At 47.3% G+C, this 15,523-nt stretch carries 12 protein-coding genes and 1 tRNA gene; 4 read left to right on the top strand and 9 right to left on the bottom strand.

Going from position 1 to position 15,523, the window contains the following annotated elements; translation table 11 throughout:
• The first annotated feature begins 26 nt into the window (after positions 1-26).
• The gene (locus ACO0LH_RS16885; RefSeq protein ID WP_422942290.1) at positions 27-2,294 is read left to right on the top strand and encodes a collagenase; all 2,268 of its coding nucleotides are present in this window, start codon (positions 27-29) and stop codon (positions 2,292-2,294) included.
• A gap of 124 nt (positions 2,295-2,418) precedes the next feature.
• Here ACO0LH_RS16885 and ACO0LH_RS16880 read toward each other — a convergent pair whose 3' ends face one another.
• From ACO0LH_RS16880 to ACO0LH_RS16870, 3 genes are all read right to left on the bottom strand, one after another.
• Positions 2,419-2,946 (bottom strand): hypothetical protein, encoded by a 528-nt coding sequence (locus ACO0LH_RS16880; protein ID WP_422942289.1) that lies wholly within the window; start codon positions 2,944-2,946, stop codon positions 2,419-2,421.
• A gap of 44 nt (positions 2,947-2,990) precedes the next feature.
• Complete coding sequence (locus tag ACO0LH_RS16875; RefSeq protein ID WP_422942288.1) at positions 2,991-3,683, bottom strand: ATP-dependent Clp protease proteolytic subunit; 693 nt, start codon at positions 3,681-3,683, stop codon at positions 2,991-2,993.
• A gap of 325 nt (positions 3,684-4,008) precedes the next feature.
• Positions 4,009-4,083, bottom strand: a tRNA-Arg gene (locus tag ACO0LH_RS16870).
• Positions 4,084-4,249: 166 nt separating this feature from the next.
• On the opposite strand from ACO0LH_RS16870, the gene ACO0LH_RS16865 reads away from it, so the two are divergent.
• Both ACO0LH_RS16865 and ACO0LH_RS16860 read left to right on the top strand, forming a co-directional pair.
• Entirely contained in the window at positions 4,250-6,160 is a 1,911-nt protein-coding gene (locus ACO0LH_RS16865; RefSeq protein WP_422942287.1) for an ATP-binding cassette domain-containing protein, read from the top strand.
• A gap of 225 nt (positions 6,161-6,385) precedes the next feature.
• Positions 6,386-7,132 carry an SDR family oxidoreductase gene (locus ACO0LH_RS16860; protein WP_422942286.1) on the top strand — a complete coding sequence of 249 codons (747 nt, stop codon included), beginning with the start codon at positions 6,386-6,388 and terminating at the stop codon, positions 7,130-7,132.
• A 35-nt stretch (positions 7,133-7,167) separates the two neighbouring features.
• Here the strand turns inward: ACO0LH_RS16860 and ACO0LH_RS16855 are convergent, their stop codons facing one another.
• The 3 genes from ACO0LH_RS16855 to ACO0LH_RS16845 form a co-directional block, all read right to left on the bottom strand.
• Positions 7,168-7,686 carry a thioesterase family protein gene (locus ACO0LH_RS16855; protein WP_422942285.1) on the bottom strand — a complete coding sequence of 173 codons (519 nt, stop codon included), beginning with the start codon at positions 7,684-7,686 and terminating at the stop codon, positions 7,168-7,170.
• Between the two features lie 222 nt (positions 7,687-7,908).
• Complete coding sequence (locus tag ACO0LH_RS16850) at positions 7,909-8,616, bottom strand: SDR family oxidoreductase (protein ID WP_422942284.1); 708 nt, start codon at positions 8,614-8,616, stop codon at positions 7,909-7,911.
• A gap of 155 nt (positions 8,617-8,771) precedes the next feature.
• Complete coding sequence (locus tag ACO0LH_RS16845; protein ID WP_422942283.1) at positions 8,772-9,617, bottom strand: alpha/beta fold hydrolase; 846 nt, start codon at positions 9,615-9,617, stop codon at positions 8,772-8,774.
• 223 nt (positions 9,618-9,840) lie between these two features.
• On the opposite strand from ACO0LH_RS16845, the gene ACO0LH_RS16840 reads away from it, so the two are divergent.
• A complete protein-coding gene (locus ACO0LH_RS16840; protein ID WP_422942282.1) occupies positions 9,841-10,542 on the top strand; it encodes a hypothetical protein in 702 nt (233 codons plus the stop codon).
• A gap of 110 nt (positions 10,543-10,652) precedes the next feature.
• On the opposite strand, the gene ACO0LH_RS16835 is transcribed toward ACO0LH_RS16840, so the two are convergent.
• The 3 genes from ACO0LH_RS16835 to ACO0LH_RS16825 form a co-directional block, all read right to left on the bottom strand.
• A complete protein-coding gene (locus tag ACO0LH_RS16835) occupies positions 10,653-12,707 on the bottom strand; it encodes an acyltransferase family protein (protein ID WP_422942281.1) in 2,055 nt (684 codons plus the stop codon).
• Positions 12,708-13,474: 767 nt separating this feature from the next.
• The gene (locus ACO0LH_RS16830; RefSeq protein WP_422942280.1) at positions 13,475-14,227 is read right to left on the bottom strand and encodes a hypothetical protein; all 753 of its coding nucleotides are present in this window, start codon (positions 14,225-14,227) and stop codon (positions 13,475-13,477) included.
• Between the two features lie 21 nt (positions 14,228-14,248).
• Positions 14,249-15,523 carry an ATP-grasp domain-containing protein gene (locus ACO0LH_RS16825; RefSeq protein WP_422942279.1) on the bottom strand — a complete coding sequence of 425 codons (1,275 nt, stop codon included), beginning with the start codon at positions 15,521-15,523 and terminating at the stop codon, positions 14,249-14,251.

Below are 15,523 nucleotides of genomic sequence, written 5' to 3'. Positions count from 1 at the left end.
GCCGATATAACGGGGGAGTACACATCATGCATTATTCAAAAAAGACTGTTCTGGCCACATTATTGCTAGGGATTTCTTTGCATCCACTAGCCTATGCTGGCGAAGACCATCCGCAACAAACCGCCGCTGACAACAAGCTCAAACAAGCACCAAAACCACACTTGCCACAAGCCTTGCCACCGTCCGCAGATCAGTTGAAATACAATCTGCCACCGACCAAGGCACCGCGTACGGATCTTGGCATCAACCCCAAAAAGACCAGTACCAATACGCTAAATAATGTAAAAATGCAGCCAGTGCCACCAGCCGGTTGTACTGATATGAATGTGCTGGGTAGCTATAGTGGTAGCGCGCTGGCAGATTACATTGTCAACCTGCCCAGCTATGAATGCCATTACGGCCTGTTTTCCCTGACTGCGACACAAGCTGCGAATATTTATTCGACCAGCAATTTCACCGCTATCGTGAATCGCTTTGTGCAGGAAGCAGCGCGTTATGACGGCACTAATATGGCATTGGTCAATTTGGTGATTTACCTGCGTGCCGGTTACTATCTGGCCGGTGGCGGCACCATGCCTACGCCTGCGGCATCGTTTCTGACAACGATGCGTACCCCGATCAAACAACTGATTGACGGCACGCAGTTATACAAAAACAATACGGTCGCATCAAGTACGGCCAGTGAAACCCTGAAGCTGGTGACCAATCTGCATGATGAAGCGTATTACCTGCCAAGCGTGAGAACCCTGGTGCAGCGTTATACCAACACGCCAGGCACACCCAATGCCGCAGATGGGTTGAAGAATCCCAGTATCGAGTATGCTTTCACTTCGGCATTGTCGATTATGTTCTACGCACATTCACGTCCGGATGGCATTCCCCTGCTTCAAGCCGATCCATCGTATGCCAATGCCTTGAATAATTTCGTGGTCAATAATAAAGCAGCGCTGCTCAATACTGCACTGGCATATCAGTTAAGTGATACTGAAAACGAAGCCTTCCGTTTCATGCAATATGCCGCCCTGAAAGCCAACGTCAAACCCATGGTGAAATACCAGTTGGCCAATTCCAGCATTACCGGAGTGGACAGCAGTCTCTGGCTCAACGCAGCATCTGCCGTTAAATATTATGACAGCAGCAATTGTTCGGAATACGGCACCTGCAATTTTGAAAACAAAGTCGCCGATGCCGTCTTGAAATATAGCTACACCTGTAGTCCTACCATCAAGATGCGCGCGCAGGACATGACGGTTGCACAGTTCCAGGATTCCTGTGCGATGTTGAGTACGGAAGAAAGCTACTTCCATACGATGATGCAAACCAAACGTCAACCAGTCGCAGGTGACAACAATACTTCACTGGAAGTGGTGGTGTTTGACGATTATGCCAACTACAGCAAATATGCCTCGGTCATCTATGACATGAGCACGGATAACGGCGGCATGTATCTGGAAGGTGATCCATCTGTTGTTGGCAATCAGGCGCGTTTCGTCGCCCATGAAGCATCGTGGTTGCGCCCTACTTTCCAGGTCTGGAATTTGCAGCATGAATATATCCACTACCTTGATGGCCGTTTTGATATGAAGGGTGATTTCACTGCGGGCACCGCCAAGCCTACGGTATGGTGGATAGAAGGTATCGCTGAGTATATGTCGAGGAAAAACGATAACCAGGAATCCATCGATATTGCGAAGACAGGCACTTACACACTCAGCCAGATCTTTGGGAATACCTATTCCATGCAAGACTATGTGACCAGGGCTTACCGCTGGGGCTACATGGCAACCCGCTTCATGATGGAAAAACATCGCAGTGATGTCGATGCCGTCATCGCCCGTTTCCGTGTTGGTGACTATGATGGCTATCAAACCTATATGAACTATATCGGTAGTCGCTACGACGCTGAATTTGTCACCTGGGTCAATGCTGCCACCACCGCGGGTGAACCACCTTTGCCGGTAGACCCTGCTTTGCCAGAATGCACGTCGCAGTACATGGGCAAAAACTGCTCCAAGCGTAATTTTGCTTCGGACACGCAAACCTATGCCTTCATCATGCTGCCTGCCGGCGCGAAAAACCTGAAGTTGAGCACCAGTGGCGGCACAGGCGATGTCGATTTGTATGTGGCCCTGGATCACTATCCAAGCACGACTGCGTATGATCAGGCATCCGTCAAGGTTGGCAACCAGGAAAGCGTCAGTATAGCGACACCAACAGCGAACCGCTGGTACTACGTCATGCTGAAAGCCAAGCAAGGCTTCACGGGTGTCACGCTGACGTCGACTTATGACTAAGCGCAGCCATGAAGTAGTGGTTAATAGGAGCTAAGCAGCAACTAAGCTGCAACTGAAATGAAACGAGCTACCTGATTCGCGATGTATATGAATCGGGTAGCTCGTGAAGTACAAATTTTAAAACTCAACTTTCCGTAACAGGCCCATCACCACGGATGGCAGCAAACGTTGTCTGCGCTTCCTCTACGATGACTTTTTCCGGTAAACGTCGAAAAAGAAATTGTTCAGCCAAAACATGAACAGCTTGTGGCCACACCGGTATCAATTCTGTCGACTTGCCATTCATATTCACGCAGCGATAAATACGGTGATTTAACGCACCATAGATAACAAGTTGCTTTAACTCAGACACCGGCATAAGAATGCCGCCTCGCGTATCCCCGATGTGAGCGATCAGCAATTGGCCTTCAATGATGGACACGTAGGGCTGGCCCAATACACCAAATTTCCGGCGCTCATTCACATGCAGGGCCAGCATAAGCAATACCACGCCAACCTGCACGAGCATCGCAGTCATATTTAATTTGCCAAGGAAAACCACGCCCATGGTAGCTATCAGCAGTAACAAAGCAAAAATTGTTTTGAGCTGGATGAATCGTGGCGGATAAATACCGTCATCTGTTATTACCGTTTTCTGTTCTAAAAGAGACATTTTTACCCTTCGTAATAAAACCAGCATTTTTTCTTAGTCGATACTCATTCCTGTGCTTTGCTGACTGGTGCTGCTGGCTGGCTGAGACTATTGACATCCACCAGATCTGCTGTCGTCAAGATGCCAATGCTGACAATGTCATAGCCCTCGATATTGTCACAACGCAAGGACCCTTCCGTACAAAATCGGATATCACCAAAGCGGCTTTGGTTAGGATAATAGAAAAGCAGCATATCGCCTGCCCTGTTGATATACATGGCGCGATCAAGAATCTCCTGGGGGAATTTCCCGTTTGTCACTTTCAATAACCATTCGCGTAATTGCGGGATTGCGGCCTTAAGAACTTCCTTTGTCTGCTTTTGATGCGGCCCGTGAAAACCGAGGCGTGTTTGTGGTAACGCTTTGCCAGCCAGCATCTGTCTTTCTACGCCGGCCATGAAGATAATGGCACACGAAGAATAGCAATTGCCACGAACAATCGTGTTGATCTTGTTTTCTTTAATCAGCCCCGCTATTGCAAAGGCGGCGCCCATGTCACCGCCCGGACTTTCACTCAACAAAACATGCTTGACCGGCCCCTTTTCAAGATTCTTGCGAAAGAGTTCTGCATCAGAAGGCTCCACACCGCCAAACAAGATCAGTGTTTCATTCGACCTGACCATGCTCATCGCAGAAGCTGGTGCAGTCAAAAAACTGGCGCTTAAGACCAGAAGCGAGAAAAAAATTGCAGCTTGCATTTCATAAGATTTTTATCCTGTTTTTCGTCGTCAATTTGAGGGAATTAGCCCCAATCGCGCTATTTAATTTCAACTCAGAAAAAATGATTGTTTTTTCGATACGACGATATTTAACACGATGCATTCTCAAACTGACAACCTTTTTATTGAAACAAATTAAAAATGAAGTAATGGCGCTGGGCATGCTTAGCTCGTCCAAATTTATTTGGGCCCGAAACAAGTAATTGAAAAAATGAGAAAACTGAGGAATGCTGAGGCGAAAATCAATAAAAGAAGTACGAAGACAGTTTTTACCTGATTTTAAAGAGGATTTGAAAAGACTGACTGGTCCCTCCGACAGGAATCGAACCTGTATCCCACGCTTAGGAGGCATGTGCACTATCCATTGTGCTACGGAGAGACTCGGGAAAAACGCTGTTCACGTCTTTCGGTCAGCCTACTATCTTACATGACACAAGCCTAACAATCAAATTGTCAGGTGAATTGAGGTAGCAGTCTGTCGTACAATACTGCTTTTCTCCAATTATGTCTTTGCACCGTTTCAGGTGCCGACTTCACAGGGTTTTATGGCAGTTATCTCATTAAGCGATGCCCAATTGGCATTCGGTCACGTTGCTCTGCTCGATCATGCAGAGTTTTCCATAGAAGCAGGCGAGCGGGTTGGCTTGATCGGACGCAATGGTACGGGCAAATCTTCTTTGCTCAAAATCATTGCCCGTACCTCGAAAATCGATGATGGTCTGCTGGTCATGCAGCAAGGTATCAAGATTGCCTATGTCGAGCAAGAACCGCAATTTGACCAAAACATCAGCGTGTTTGATGCCGTCGCATCCGGTCTCGGTGAATTGCCTGCGCTCTTGCAAGAATACGAAGCGCTGACAGGCCAGTTTGGCGGCGATAATGATGATGTCCTGATGGAACGCATGCATGACATACAGGTACAACTGGATGCAGCCGATGCCTGGAGCCTGGGCAACAAGGTAGAAACCACACTGGACAAGCTGAACCTGGCAAAAGACGCCATCATGGGCACCTTGTCAGGCGGTATGAAAAAGCGTGTGGCACTTGCCTGCGCACTGGTCAGCGCGCCAGATGTGCTGTTGCTGGATGAGCCAACCAATCACCTGGATTTTTCATCGATACAATGGCTGGAAGCTTTGTTGAAAGATTTTAAAGGTAGTGTCTTGTTCATCACGCATGACCGTAGCTTTCTGGATAATGTAGCGACTCGCATCATCGAACTGGATCGGGGCAAGCTGACTTCTTTCCCTGGCAATTTCTCCACTTACCAGACACGTAAAGCTGACCTGCTGGAAAATGAAGAAGTAGAAAACGCCAAGTTCGATAAATTTCTGGCGCAGGAAGAAATCTGGATACGCAAAGGCGTCAAGGCCCGCCGCGTACGCGATGAGGGTCGCGTCAAACGTCTGGAACAATTACGTCTGCAACGCACTGCCCGTCGTGACCAGCAAGGCCAGGTCAAGCTCGATGTGGGTTCAAGCGAGCGTTCAGGCAAGATCGTGGCAGAACTGGAAAACGTCTACAAAAATTTTGGCGAAAAAGTTATCATCAGCGATTTCTCCAGCATCATTTTGCGTGGCGACAAGGTAGGCCTGATCGGTCAGAATGGCGCCGGTAAAACCACGCTGCTGAAACTGATCCTGGGGCAGGATGAACCTGACAGCGGCACGATCAAGCAAGGCAGTAAATTACAGATCGCTTATTTCGATCAGATGCGCGCCCAATTGAACGAAGAAGCCAGCCTGGCCGACACGATCGCCCCTGGTAGTGACTGGGTAGAAGTCAATGGCCAGCGCAAGCATGTAATGTCTTACCTGGGTGACTTTTTGTTTGCACCTGAACGTGCGCGTTCACCAGTCAAATCACTGTCAGGTGGCGAGCGCAACCGCCTGTTGCTGGCGCGTCTGTTTGCCAAGCCAGCCAACGTTCTGGTGCTGGATGAACCCACCAATGACCTTGATATTGATACGCTGGAATTGCTGGAAGAATTGCTGGAAGAATATACCGGTACTGTCTTCCTCGTCAGCCATGACCGCACCTTCCTCGACAACGTGGTAACGCAAGTCATCGTCGCTGAAGGCGAAGGCCAGTGGCGCGAATTTATCGGTGGCTACACGGACTGGGAACGTTATCGCAGCACGGTACCCGTTGTCAAAAGCACGCCAAAGGCCGAGCAAAAGACCAGCGCATCGCCAGTTTCTTCCATGGCAGCGACGGCAAGCAAACCCAAGAAACTCAGTTATAAAGAACAGCGTGAACTGGAAGAATTGCCAAAGCTGATTGCCTCCCTGGAAGCAGAACAAAAATCCATTACAGAAAAACTGGCCGATGCCAATCTGTACAAGAATGGACCAGAACAGGCCAATACTCTGAATGCCCGTTTTGCTGAAATTGATGAGCAATTACTGGAAGCGCTAGAAAAATGGGAAGTCATAGAAGGAAAAGGCAAAGCCTGATACCCTGCGCTTACTCCACTATCGTGAAGTGATCTTCCACTTCACCGTCATCATGTCTGACCGATAAAATCATCGGCCAGACATGCATCAGGCATACAAATTCTTCCTGCATTACAATCACTATCTGAAGTCAGCACCACCTTGAGTGTGTCGCTTGCTGACGCCTTTTTTTTTACGCATGCTGGCATCAATACCAGCTTTGCTGGGATACTTTCTGGAGCTGACATGAATAAAGTAGCATTGGTAACCGGTGGTAGCAGAGGCATAGGGGCCGCCACCGTGAAGCAACTTGCCGCGGCTGGTTATGCTGTCTGCATTAACTATGTCACCAATCAGGCAGCAGCCTTGCAATTGGTGGATGAGATTTTAAAAGACGGCGGTCATGCCATAGCAGTGCAGGCAGATGTGTCGAAAGAAGACGAAGTCGTGCGCCTGTTTGCCGACATCGACAGACAATTGGGCAGGATTGATGCACTGGTCAACAATGCTGGCATTCTGTTGCCACAATGCCGTGTTGAAGATTTTACGGCCGATCGCATCAATCGTTTGTTGACCACCAATGTCACCGGTTATTTTCTGTGCTGTCGCGAAGCTGTCAGGCGCATGTCCACCAAACATGGCGGTATTGGGGGAAGCATAGTCAATGTATCTTCAGCAGCATCACGCCTGGGTTCAGCCAATGAATATGTTGATTACGCCGCCACCAAGGGAGCAGTAGATACCCTGACCAAGGGCTTGTCGGTGGAAGTGGCAGGTGAAGGCATACGCGTGAATTGCGTACGGCCTGGCTTGATTTATACCACCATGCATGCCGATGGCGGTGAAGCAAACCGAGTAGAACGATTGAAAACCGGCGTTCCCATGCAACGCGGTGGCACGCCTGATGAAGTCGCCTCTGCGATCACGTTTTTATTGAGCGATGCAGCCTCTTTCATTACGGGCAGTTTTGTTGATGTGTCTGGCGGACGCTGAGATGTAATTTGCAGCAATCACCGCGGATCTGCCACCTACTGATTCGCCGGTGCGACAGACATCATTTCCAGCGCCTGCTCCCAGGCAAGAATCTGTGCAGGCTTGTCACTGAAGCTCGTCTTGATCAAATCACCGGGAGTAACTGTTACCGCACCGCGCTTGAATTTCATCTTGACCAGAATTTCCGCGCAAGGCGTACTGTGGACAAACACAGCATGGGCAAAATAAGCACATTTTTCATTGGCATAGATAATGCGAGTCCCGACTCTTACGCGCTGAAACATGCCGACTGGCTTCATGAATTTCGCCAACTGCGAAACATTGACGAAACCGGTTCCTTCACGTAACAAACGTGCTAACAAACTTGTTTTCACCAGAAAATCCAGTTGCGCCGCTTCAGCCAACTGAAAATACTGATCACTTTTAAGCGACCGTATGCCGGTGTCAAAAGGCGTTATCCAGTAATGAGAAACGATACCCTTACGGATATCAGTCTCACGACGGCTCAACAGGGCAATAATAAGCGTAAAAATATTTCTGAATAAGCCTGACACTATGCAACGCCTTATTTAAGGAACAGCTGATTAAGGAACAATTGATGAAGCTAAGCGCGAGGCTAATGTGGCGTGCGACGCTCGCCGTACAATCTTACGACGGCGAGTCAAGGGTTTTCAATTCACCAAACTAAGCGCGCTCGCCACACCTCATCAGAGATTCCTTAAAATTAAACCTTGGTGTGCAGAATGATATATCTTTATCGCGTCCGGGCGTTTGAACTATCTGCCGGCTTCACTCAAATAGGGTGCATGTTCCAAAGAAAGCCCGCTTTTAACCGCACGCGTGATTTCGTCTGCAAATACTTCTTCACGCCCTGATGCGATGGCTTCCAGCACCTGCCTTGCCACTTCCTGAGGACTGGTTTTCGGCATGGCGATTCCCTTCGTCATATCCGTATCGATAAATGCCGCATGCACACCTATTACCTTGGTACCCTGTTCACGTAACTCGTTACGTAAGCCATTGGTTAATGACCAGGCAGCCGCCTTGGATGCTGAATAGCCATTCATGGCAGAGATATTAATCCAGCTCAATACAGACAGCATATTGACCAGCGTACCACCATCATTGGCTTTCAGCACAGGCGCAAATGCGCGGCTCATCGCCAGCATGCCAAAAAAATTGGTTTCAAATTGCGCCCTGATTGCCGTCAGCGCATCGGCAGCGGCAAACAAAGATGGCTGGGCGATACCCGCATTATTGATGAGCAGGTTTACGTCGCCACATTCACGCGCAGCCGCCAAGATCTCTTCTTCATTGGTGACATCGAGTTGAATGGCGTGTAAGCCAGGCATAGCTATCTCCCTGGGGTTTCTGGAGGCGGCATACACTTTCTTGACGCCTGCTTCCAGCAAAGCCGTGGCAAAAGCCAGACCCAGACCACGATTAGCGCCGGTCACCAGGGCTACAGTATTTTTCAGTTCCATCATTTTTCCTTTGTGTGTGTATGTTTGTATAAGTGTGTATAGGTGTGTGAAGGATTTTGCTTTATCCAGAACGCATTTCATCAATGCGGATTAGATGCGTTCTATGCATTGCCCTACAACCAGTGACGTATCATGCGCGACACTTGTTGCGGATGTTAATGCTGCATAAAGTGCCCTGCACGTGGCAGGGTCTGGATGGTGACTTTATTGTCTACCCATTGCCAGACATCATTCAGGCCAGCTGGCAAGGCATAGGAATCGGCCAGGCCGTGTATCAGTAAAGTAGGAACCTGCACCGCTGGTGGCGTGTCGGTTCTTGGCTGATAAGGTTCTATTGGCCAGTTAAGCCGGTAATAGTGGAGCATAGCCTCCAGGGAAGAGGCGGTCATGGCCTGATCATGGCGGATTTTATAAACAGGGTCTGTCACCCAAGCGCCCAGACGCGACAAGGAAATCTGCGTGTGCGAAAGTGGCTTCCTGAACAAACCGACATATTCGCTGGCGACACGCTGTTGATCATTAGTAGCCAGTTCACGCGCGATAGCCCAGGGATGAGGCATGTTCAATACCACCAACCTGTTGACGAAATCAGGCGCATCCATGGCGGTATGCCATGCCAGAAAACCGCCCCAGTCATGCCCAATGACCGTCGCATTCTTTGCCCCCTGATGCGCGATAACAGTACACACATCTCCTACCAGGTCAGAAGGCGAATAGGCTTGCACATCTGCTGGCTGGTCACTGAGGTTATAGCCACGCAAATCCATCGCCAGAACCCGGTGATCAATACAAAGATCCGCCATTACCTGCCACCAGCCCAGCCAGTAATCTGGAAAACCATGCAATAACACCAGCAAGGGCCCCTCACCTGCAACAGCATAATGAATGCGCACCTCTCCGTTATGTACGTAGTGATGCTCTACCATCGCTTCAAACAGGGATAGCAATTCATTGCTATCAGGATGAAATTTATTTTCACCTTGTTTATAAGCAGTTTCCATATTTATCGCTCCTCACGAAACTCACTATTAGATTACAACAATAATCTAATTAGATGTTGATTATCATCTAAAATAAAACGACAAGTCAAGCTGAACTTATTGATGGTAATTTCTGGATTTTTTGCGCACTGGTAATTTCTCTTCATTCATCATTTTTTCAGTGCATTTACCTGTAAAAATGATAAAGTTACGAACACTTCCAATTATTCGCGAGTCAATTCGTATGCGCATATCTCGTTTTTTATCGACTTTTCTGGCTCTTTCACTGCCGATTTCTTTGGGTGCGCTTGTCGGCTCTGTTCCTGCGGACAGTCAGGCGCAGAATTTGTACCGCTGCGGCAGCAGTTATCAGGACAAGCCCTGTGACAACGGCCAAAAGGGTCAGGTCATAGGAAAAATGCAAACACCGTCCGATAAACCAGCGCTGGACCCCAGTTGCATGCGACGCGGTGAAGAGGCCAAGAAAATTATCTGGATGCGAGAAGGCGGTGCCTTGCAGGACAAATTACTGAGCGAGGCAAGTAGCGCAGAACGCCGCAAGCTGATCGGCGATATTTACGCCCAACGTGGCAATGCGCTGGACATACGTGCGCGCATAGAAAGTGAATGCATGATTGAAAAAGAAAATGAACGCAAATCTGCGATACGCCAGAGTGAGGAGCCTGGCCGCTCGCAAGCCAGTGTGCCGCAAAAACCCGGGGGCAACGATGCGCAGAGCGAAGCAGCCAAACGCGCTGCGAATGATGCTGCAAGTAAAAAAGCCATGTGCGACGAAGTACGCAAACAACTGGCGGGCGTGCAAAGTTCACAGCGCACAGGCGCTCAGGCACGTGATATGGATGAACTTACCCGCAACAAACGGGAAATAGAAAGTCGCTTAAAGGATATGGGTTGCGATGCCGCGCCAAAAACAACCATGCAGTAATTGTCGACTAGACTATAAGTCGTTACAAATGAAAAAATTGGATGGTATCAGCAGCTACAGAATGCATAATTTACCTTCAATTAAAGTGGAAAATCTATGCCATATCGAAATTATTGACCGCTCAAATCAATCTTATTCATCAGATCATCAATCACCATACTCGCCCCGTAATGGTTGACATGATCACCGTCCCGGTAATACGGCAAAAAATTATCTTTAGCGACACACTTACCTTTTGAGCAAAAAAGTGGACGGGGATTATAGATTTTTACCGTTCGAAATGGTTTTAAAAGACTATCGATTACTGCATCAGAAGGGCCTATTCGTTGTAGAAATCTTGCCTCACTCATGGAGCACTCTGGAATAAAGGTAGGAGCCAGAGATATACTTAGAGGACGGATATCAAAACAATTCCTAACATTAAAATCTAAATCAGGAATATCTTTTAAGAAAATAACGTGCTTACCACTTTTCACAATCTTAGAAATAAAAGTAGCTCCATTTTCCTTAAATTTCTGCATACCCTCTTCAGTAAACAGTTTTGCAAGTCGCCAGTTCTCACCTGTTTTTTCAAAACTGCCAGACATCAGATACGACCAATTTCCAGACAGTACAACAGTTTTGATAGATGAACTATTTTCTAAATAGTGACTTAGAGCCTCATGCTTTTTTCTGCAAAAATAACTTGAAGATTGCGCTTCAGAAAATGGAAAACAAGCCCACTGGACAATCATCAAGACAGATTCCTTACTAAGATTATTCCAAATGGCATTCTTATAATGCAACATATGAGAATCCCCCACAAACGCAATTGATGGCAGAGAATCTTTATTCAACCAACAACCGCCATTGAACTCCAAGCCTTTAAACTCGGCAATATGCCTTGCGCAATCGATACCATGAACCTCAGGCAATGGGTTGGCAACAATATCTTCTACTGCAACAATATTCGTTTTCAATCTGAATTTAAAACCAGCATTGCTATATGTAAAATAACCGATGCAACCAATAATAGTTATTAATATGACGAGAGTGAAAGTCATGGTTTTGCTATGTTCCGTTAGCCTGACACGGCGCTCAAGTAGTCGATAAGTAAGCCAAGCTAGCACAACAGAAGTCAGCAGAGACAATATACGGATGTTGTAATCAGGCGTTGTACCTCCCACAATCCTGGCAAAAGACAGCAAAGGCCAGTGCCATAAATAAAGAGGGAAGCTTATCAAACCAAACCAGACCGCAATTTTGTTGGACAATATTTTGCGATTAATCCATGCCTCTGGACCGGCAAGAATAATAAACATCGCTCCTGCTACAGGAACGATTGCCCACATTCCAGGAAAACTAAGATCCTTGCTTATCCACAAAAACCCGCATACAAGTAAGGATAATCCAATAAAAGAAAGCACATTGGCTTGCATCCTTTCATCGAACTTATACTTTCCATAGCCTCCTACAGATGTCAGCCAGCCGCTAGCTTGCACTCCTGCATTGGTAAATGAACGGCTTTTGTGTAAACTCATCCAAGCCAATAAACTGCCACAGAGTAGTTCCCAAAAGCGTGTTTGCGGAAAATAAAAAGTTGCTACTTCATCCTTTGTTATCCATATAATGTTGAAACAGAAAGATGCAATGGCGGCTAATATTGTGATAGCCAAAATATTGAGATTGCGCTTCCAGAAAAAAACCGTTAACAACGGCCAGACAATGTAGAACTGCTCTTCAATTCCTAAACTCCACAAATGCAGTAGTGGTTTAGTCTCAGAATTATCAAAATATCCGGACTCACTCCAAAGCACGATATTGGATACGAAACCAGCACCAGCAGCAATGTGCTTACCTAGTTGTTTGTACTCGTAAGCGGTTAATGCAAACCAGCCAAAAGTGTAACTCACGACTAATACTAAAAGGAGTGCAGGAAAAATACGTTTAATACGGCGGACGTAAAACTCAGAAAAACTGAAAGTGCCGCTTTCCAAACTCTTAAAAATGATCGCCGAAATCAAATATCCAGAAATAACGAAGAAGACATCAACACCGATGAAGCCACCCTGCAGCCAATGCGGAAAAGCATGAAAAATAAGCACCGAGAGAACTGCTAGCGCTCTTAGTCCATCAATATCAGGCCGATATCCAGGATGCAACAAATGTGATTGAGAAGCAGGCATAGGGATAAATTTGCCCCAAGCCTGCAATGCGGAAAGTCATGCAGTTGCTTGCGTCATGAAGCGAAGTAGGATCATAAAAATTTGGTAAGTATTATACCTAGAAAATATCTCATCAACAACACAATCTCAAGTAAGCCAATTACAAAAATCATCGTATTCTCAATTGGTTTTTTTAAACTAAGCATCTGATCGGCATTCAACGAACTAGAATATTTGAACTACTGCTTTTAAAATCAATAAGCAAATCTCAATGATCTATATCAATAGGACGTTTTAAGCTTATTAAACACAGCAGCTAGAATTTATATATTTCATTGTGGTTTTTATTGGAAAAAAGCTGGCCTTATTCTTCCATCTGTCGCCGCTGCAATATTAAAGCGCTGACTGGTTTGTAATCGAATATACCGCAGGTAACAAGTTGCCCGAGTCGCATGCCCTTTTCTTTTTGCAAGCGATGATATAAAGCGACAGTATTTTCGTGATTGTATGGATGTCTGTCTGCGGCAGATAGGGGCGCAACAAGCAACATTAGTACAAATGAAAAAATCGTTGCACAACAATCCCAGTTCTGTTGCGAGAAAATAGCGCTACGATCCAGCGCACTCACTGGTAACAAACTTAGTGATGAATATTTCGAAAAATACGCATAGATAATGCGTCAGAAAAGCTGGAGCCACACAGAAATTTTGAACCTGTCATCGCTACCATAAAACCTTATTCAATATAGGCTAGTAAGCTGGCATTTGACAGTCGGAACTGACAGGCTTCTACAACAACTTGTAATTGCGGATATTTTTTCGCAACCTGATAGCTGTTCCTATCGAAGGTGCCATTATGCCAGTCTTGGTGACATCGACCAAAATCAATATAACTGCCTGCCCGCTTAGAAAAGCCTTGTTGATGAGTGCTTCGGTTTCAATATCGTGGACATCACGGACCGAGCCATCAGCCCAGCGAGCAGCAGCATTGACAACTTCAAGTTCTTTTGCATGTTTGATATGCTCACAGGTCTTTACCTGATCACCCAATGCAGTTCGCTCACTAAAATGACGCAGAGCAAGAGCTAAGGGCACTAAACTGCCCGTCTCATTGGCATCACTCATGATAACGAGGGTCGGTTCTGTAGAAAAACTGGCATAAAGCTGGGCGGCAATCAGGTGCAAATCTGTACCTGATGCAGCAAATACAATGTCGATATCATTGCGCTGGCCCAGCCCGCAAAGCTGTTTCAATTCATGGCGCACGCCATCAATTTCCCTTGCATACACCGCATATTCGGTTTGCTGCTGATGGGCGAGCAACAGTTGAGGATATGTCCTGGCAGCGGCAGCATAGGCAGGCGCGGAAATGCACGAAGCCGTGGCGGAACCAAACGCAAATAACGCAGATTGCGCTCCTTGTGGCAAGGCGGCGCAGCCGTATTTATTCAGGCCGTCGGCATGCAAGGCGATTCTGCCATCACCACCATCGATCAGCAGTTGATCAAGACTGGGAAAATCCTGACGGGTGCGCATTTGCATGAATGAAGAGTTTCCGCGAACTCAGATCGTTACCGACGGGGATGCCAGCGCGGCAGCCTTGATCAGCATTTCCCGAAACGCAGCGAACAATTTTTTCATCGGTGCCTGTTTGTAGGGGAACATATCCACTGGATCCATCGCATGCACGATCATGTCACTGTCGACTTCAAAAATCAGCAATTTCCCATCTCTTGTTTCACCACAGTCTATGCCGACGTAATCAAGTTGCAGGCGCTTGGTGATTTCTGCAAATGCGGTCAGGTGACGCGGGACGAAATCAGTATCAAAATTCTCCATGAAGCGTTTTTCTTCATCGCGTTTTTCTGCACTTTCTGTCATGCCTGCATTCAGGTAATGAATCATCCAGTGTTTGGAAATCCCCATATGTGAAATGAAGGGCTGCCCATCAATCAGTATGATGCGATATTTTCTGAACTGCCCATCTTCACTGCGATAGTCAACAAAGCGGGCGATGTAAAATTCTTCACTGGGTACGGCTTGCAGATAATCAGGAATGGCATCTGCCGCCACCACCTTGCGCAAACCCTGCCCTGCATGTGAGCCCAAAGGCCGCACGATAATGGGGAACTCATCACCTGGCAAAAGCGAAGACAATTCAATTTCAGCATTACCCAATTTTTCCAGTGTCTGGCGATCTATGCGTATTGAAGTTGGCATTTCTATGCCATGACCTGATTGCAGAAGTGCACAGGCCTTGTCACGTCCGAGATGCGTGATGCGCTCTGGCGAGTTAATGACAGGCCGGGGCCAGGTATCTACCAGCGCTTGCAGATCAAGCAGCAGTTCGTGTTTGTCATCCGCTTCACCAACGGCGACAAACATGACATCGTGTTCGGGCACCTGGTCTACTGCCGGTATGCCTGCGCCTACATACAGCAAATCAAGGGCGATGTCGGAGTCTTCCACCAGAAATTCCAGCGGCGTATTGGCCATCAGGTCGCCATCGGTCATCAGCGCCAGTAATTTTATTTTGGTCTCGCGTGTGGTGGGTATCGAATACAGGGGCTGAAGTTTCAGGGCCTCCATCTGGGTTGCCAGCGCCGTGTCGCGATGCCCCAGTAATAACAGGGTAGTGGCCAGATCCATCATGGCATTGGCATCATATGGGTGCTGCTCAGCATGGGTTATCAGGGCCATGCCCTGAGGTTTCATGTCTACACCGGAAAAAGCCTGCCGCATCAACGGTGCCAGACCAATCAGCTTGCTTTGAGGATGGCCGGACTTGTCTGTACCGTCCACCTTATTTGGCATGTTATTTGGGATGTTATTGGGCAT

This window comes from Undibacterium sp. TJN19 (assembly GCF_049339485.1).
Lineage (GTDB): Bacteria > Pseudomonadota > Gammaproteobacteria > Burkholderiales > Burkholderiaceae_D > Undibacterium.
The sequence above is the reverse complement of the archived record's forward strand: the minus strand, read 5'-3'. Positions and strand labels throughout refer to the sequence as shown.

Coding starts and splice junctions, on each gene's coding strand:
- ACO0LH_RS16885 (WP_422942290.1), top strand. CDS start 27: ATGCATTATTCAAAAAAGACTGTTCTGGCCACATTATTGCTAGGGATT.
- ACO0LH_RS16880 (WP_422942289.1), bottom strand. CDS start 2,946: ATGTCTCTTTTAGAACAGAAAACGGTAATAACAGATGACGGTATTTAT.
- ACO0LH_RS16875 (WP_422942288.1), bottom strand. CDS start 3,683: ATGCAAGCTGCAATTTTTTTCTCGCTTCTGGTCTTAAGCGCCAGTTTT.
- ACO0LH_RS16865 (WP_422942287.1), top strand. CDS start 4,250: ATGGCAGTTATCTCATTAAGCGATGCCCAATTGGCATTCGGTCACGTT.
- ACO0LH_RS16860 (WP_422942286.1), top strand. CDS start 6,386: ATGAATAAAGTAGCATTGGTAACCGGTGGTAGCAGAGGCATAGGGGCC.
- ACO0LH_RS16850 (WP_422942284.1), bottom strand. CDS start 8,616: ATGGAACTGAAAAATACTGTAGCCCTGGTGACCGGCGCTAATCGTGGT.
- ACO0LH_RS16845 (WP_422942283.1), bottom strand. CDS start 9,617: ATGGAAACTGCTTATAAACAAGGTGAAAATAAATTTCATCCTGATAGC.
- ACO0LH_RS16840 (WP_422942282.1), top strand. CDS start 9,841: ATGCGCATATCTCGTTTTTTATCGACTTTTCTGGCTCTTTCACTGCCG.
- ACO0LH_RS16835 (WP_422942281.1), bottom strand. CDS start 12,707: ATGCCTGCTTCTCAATCACATTTGTTGCATCCTGGATATCGGCCTGAT.
- ACO0LH_RS16830 (WP_422942280.1), bottom strand. CDS start 14,227: ATGCAAATGCGCACCCGTCAGGATTTTCCCAGTCTTGATCAACTGCTG.
- ACO0LH_RS16825 (WP_422942279.1), bottom strand. CDS start 15,523: ATGCCCAATAACATCCCAAATAACATGCCAAATAAGGTGGACGGTACA.